Annotated in this window: 2 protein-coding genes, 1 pseudogene and 1 riboswitch; all 3 genes and pseudogenes read left to right on the forward strand. The window is 59.2% G+C overall.

The features are described from left to right. The first annotated feature begins 436 nt into the window (after window positions 1-436). A riboswitch (glycine riboswitch) is annotated at window positions 437-538 on the forward strand. A 160-nt stretch (window positions 539-698) separates the two neighbouring features. Further along, window positions 699-1,073 (forward strand): annotated as a pseudogene (locus tag V6C16_RS08780) (GrdX family protein); the annotation flags it as partial. A 1-nt stretch (window position 1,074) separates the two neighbouring features. Continuing rightward, a complete protein-coding gene (gene grdE, locus V6C16_RS08785; RefSeq protein ID WP_333543030.1) occupies window positions 1,075-2,361 on the forward strand; it encodes a glycine reductase complex component B subunits alpha/beta in 1,287 nt (428 codons plus the stop codon). A gap of 31 nt (window positions 2,362-2,392) precedes the next feature. Continuing rightward, window positions 2,393-3,697 carry a glycine reductase complex component B subunit gamma gene (grdB, locus tag V6C16_RS08790; protein ID WP_333543031.1) on the forward strand — a complete coding sequence of 435 codons (1,305 nt, stop codon included), beginning with the start codon at window positions 2,393-2,395 and terminating at the stop codon, window positions 3,695-3,697. Window positions 3,698-4,054: the final 357 nt, after the last annotated feature.

A 4,054-nucleotide genomic window follows, 5' to 3' on the forward strand; every position in this document is an offset into this window, starting at 1 on the left:
GAGACGCGCCTGGGGTATGCCCCCCGCTTTGACGTGCGGCAGGGGCTGCGCCTGGCAGGCGACTGGTACGCCGCCAACCTGTAAGGCGTACGTGCCTCAGGCACGGTATTTCAAGATGTTCTGGCGCTTGCTACAGCGCTTGCAGCATAAAAACAGAACGGGACGGCAGTATCCATCGCCGTCCCGTTTTTGTCATTTCGTAACACGCGATTTTCTCTGTTCCTGCCCTGAAATTTTATGCGCCGGTTTGAGATACCCCTGGCAAAAAAGCGCTGCGTTGCGAGGCTGCCATAAAAAATATGGCGCTAATGGTATTTTTTATTGCCATATAATCCCGTATGTTGGCTTGAAAACGTTGCTGTGCGGGCATTGTGAAAAAAATATCTAATACGGGCAGGCTTGACACTTTTTTCTCAATGGGTCATTGCTTAGTCATGGTTAATGCGTGAGAGAGTCTCCAGCCATCAAAAAGCTAGGGGCACCGAAGGGGCAAAGCCGTCAGGCCGAAACTCTCAGGTAAAAGAATCGCGCATCCTCGTGCTACTGAATCCGTTTGTGGAGACAGGGCGTGCCATCAAACATCAGGTACGCTTATGCTCCACGTCCTTGTGACCAACAATCCCCGCTTTCAGGACATGTCGCCCGTGGGTTTGAGCATCAGGCTCATCTCGGGTTGAGGCGCGTCTGTTGTTCGCGCGGCGCGCGACCTGATTCACCAGGGTTGGCTTCTTGTCAATCATCCCCTCTACGGCAATTTTTTGCCGTGGCAGATGCCGTATCGTTCTCTCGTCCTTTCTTTTTCCGACCATGACGCTTCCCTGAGCGCCTCCGCTCCGGTGCATGTCTCTTCCCTTGAGCTTATCGAGCGGGCTCAGGGCCGTTATGCCGCCGCAGCCGGCCGCGCTCCCGTCCCTCTTGAGGGCCGGGCATTGCGGGACTGCGCCTTTGTGGACGTGGAACTTTTACGCGCAACTATCGAGAGTTTGAACTGTAGCATCGCAAGCCTTTCGACCCCCCACTGGAGGCCGCCTGTTTCAGAACCGGCCCGGCTTCCGCACGAAAAGGAGATGTAACGTGAAGTTGGAACTACACCGCATCATGGTCAGCAAGCTGGCCTTCGGCGCGCGCACAGGCATCCGTGACGGAGTGCTTACCGTCAATCGGGAAGAGCTGACAGCCCTGCTCAGGCAGGACGAACGCCTCGGCAGTGTCGAGATTGACGCCGCCCACCCCGGAGAAAGCGTGCGCATCATGCCCGTGAAAGACGCTATTGAACCCCGCTGCAAGCTGGAAGGCCCGGGAGAGGTGTTTCCCGGCTGGATCGGCGATGTGGAAAATGCCGGTGAAGGCAAGACTCTGGTGCTGACCGGCATGGCCGTGCTGACCACGGGCCGCGTGGTGGCCCCGCAGGAGGGCATTGTAGACATGAGCGGCCCCGGCGCTGACTACACCCCTTTTGCAAAGACCTGCAACCTGACGCTTGCCCTGTCCGCCGCCGCCGACCTTGAGCCGCATCAGTGCGAAGCCTGCTTCCGCCTGGCCGGTCTGCGCACGGCCCACTATCTGGCCGCCGCCTGCAAGGATGCCGTGGCGGACAAGGTGGAAGAGTTTGATTTTCCGCCCTTCAGCGAAGCCATGCATGCCCACCCCGGCCTGCCCAGGGTGGCCTATATCTACATGCTCCAATCCCAGGGGCTGCTGCACGATACCTGGGTTTACGGCGTGGACGCCAAGCGCATTCTGCCGACCATGATCAGCCCCACGGAAGTTATGGACGGGGCCATCATATCCGGCAACTGCGTGTCCGCCTGCGACAAGAACAATACCTACGTGCACCTGAACAATCCTGTCATCCGCAGCCTGTATGAACACCACGGCAAGGACCTGAACTTTGTCGGCGTGATCATCACCAATGAAAACGTGACTCTGGCGGACAAAAAGCGCAGCTCTTCCTATGCGGTCAAGCTGGCGCGCATGCTGGGCGTCGATGCCGTGGTCATCAGCGAGGAAGGCTTCGGCAATCCCGATGCCGACCTCATCATGAACTGCCGCAAGTCCGAGCAGGCGGGCATCAGAACCGTGCTTATCACCGATGAGTTCGCAGGCCGCGACGGCTCAAGCCAGTCTCTGGCCGATTCCTGCCCCGAGGGCGATGCCTGCGTGACCGCCGGCAATGCCAACGAAGTCATCATCCTGCCGCCCATGAAGAAAATCATCGGTGATCAGGCCCCTGCCGAAACCATCGCCGGCGGTTTTTTCGGCTCCGTGCGTGAAGACGGCAGTCTTGAAGTGGAGTTGCAGGCCATACTCGGCGCCACTAACGAACTGGGCTTTAACCGCATCGGCGGCCGCACCCTGTAGGGGCGTCCGGCTCAAGGAGCAGGAGACTATCATGGCATATAAGCTTGTGCATTATATAAATCAGTTTTTTGCCGGTATCGGCGGTGAAGACAAGGCCGACGTCAGCCCCGAAGTACGCGAGGGCATTGTGGGTCCCGGCATGGCCTTCAAGGCCGCTCTGGGCGATCAGGCCGAGATCGTGGCAACCTTTATCTGCGGCGATAACTATTGCGCCAACAATCTCGACGCCGTGGCCGCCAGGATGGTGGAAACCGTCAAGAGCTTCGGGGCCGACGGACTCATCGCCGGGCCTGCTTTTAACGCCGGCCGCTATGGCACGGCCTGCGGCGCGGTGTGCGCCGCGGTCAACAAGCAGCTGGGCCTGCCCGTGGTAAGCGGCATGTACCGTGAAAGCCCCGGCGTGGACCTGTACCGCAAGGAAGTAACCATTGTGGAAACAGCGGACAGCGCACGCGGTATGGGCAAGGCCGTGCCTGCGATGGCTGCCGTGATGCTCAGGCTGCTGCGCGGCGAAGAAATCGCTGATCCGGCGGCCGAGGGCGTTTTCCCCAGGGGCATCCGCAAGAACATGTTCTATGACGAGCCCGGGGCCGAGCGCGCTGTGCGCATGCTCATCAAGAAGGTCAGGGGCGAAGAGTTCAAGACCGAATACGCCATGCCCGTGTTTGACCGCGTGGAGCCGCGCCCGGCCATTGCCGACATGAGCAGGGCCACCATTGCCGTGGTTACCTCCGGCGGCATTGTGCCTGAAGGCAACCCCGACCACATCGCGGCCTCGTCGGCCCAGAACTTCGGGGCCTACAGCATCGAGGGCGTTACCGACCTTGAAAAGGGCAGGTATCTCACGGCCCACGGCGGCTACGACCAGACCTACGCCAATCAGGACCCTGACCGCGTGCTGCCCATAGACGTGCTGCGCGACCTGGAAAAGGAAGGCAAGATCGGCAAGCTCTATAACGTGTTTTACACCACCGTGGGCAACGGCACATCTGTAGCCAACTCGCGCAAGTTCGGAACAGAGATCGGCTCGCAGCTCAAGGCCGCGCATGTGGACGGGGTCATACTCACATCCACCTGAGGAACGTGCACGCGTTGCGGTGCAACGCTCGCCAAGGCCATTGAAGAAGCCGCCGATGTGCCCGTGGTCCACATGTGCACCATCGTGCCCATTTCCCTGAGTATCGGGGCCAACCGCATTGTGCCTACTGTGTCCATTCCGCACCCCCTGGGTAATCCCGAGCTTTCTGCCGCTGACGAAAAGCATCTGCGGCGCGAGCTGGTGCTCAAGGCCCTCAAGGCCCTTTCCACCGGGGTAGACGGACAGACGGTGTTCTAGAGCAGTTTACGAATGAAACGAGTCAACTGCTCTGCAAGGATTTTTCTGAAAATCCTTGCCACGAAATGCGAGTAGGCAGGCTTTTGCCTGCCGTAAGCAAGCATTTCAAGTGTTAAATGCTCTAGATGTAGAGTGTTGTCACGAGCGCCTTTCCCGGTATCTCTGCGTCGAACTTCGCCTTTTATTCCGGTCGGGTACCATAAGAGTACACTCCCTGCATAAAAGGCTCGTTCTCCTTGATATACCAAGGAATTCATCTCGTGACGACACTGCCTAGCCCGCAGGGGTTTTCGCTCTCCGGCTTCCGGCAGCGTTCAGAAGCGCCCGGAAGCCGGGGCCAGCCCGGCGGCCAAACGG

Origin of the sequence: Desulfovibrio sp. 1188_IL3213 (assembly GCF_036763145.1) — a bacterium.
In the GTDB taxonomy this organism is placed as follows: Bacteria; Desulfobacterota; Desulfovibrionia; order Desulfovibrionales; family Desulfovibrionaceae; genus Desulfovibrio.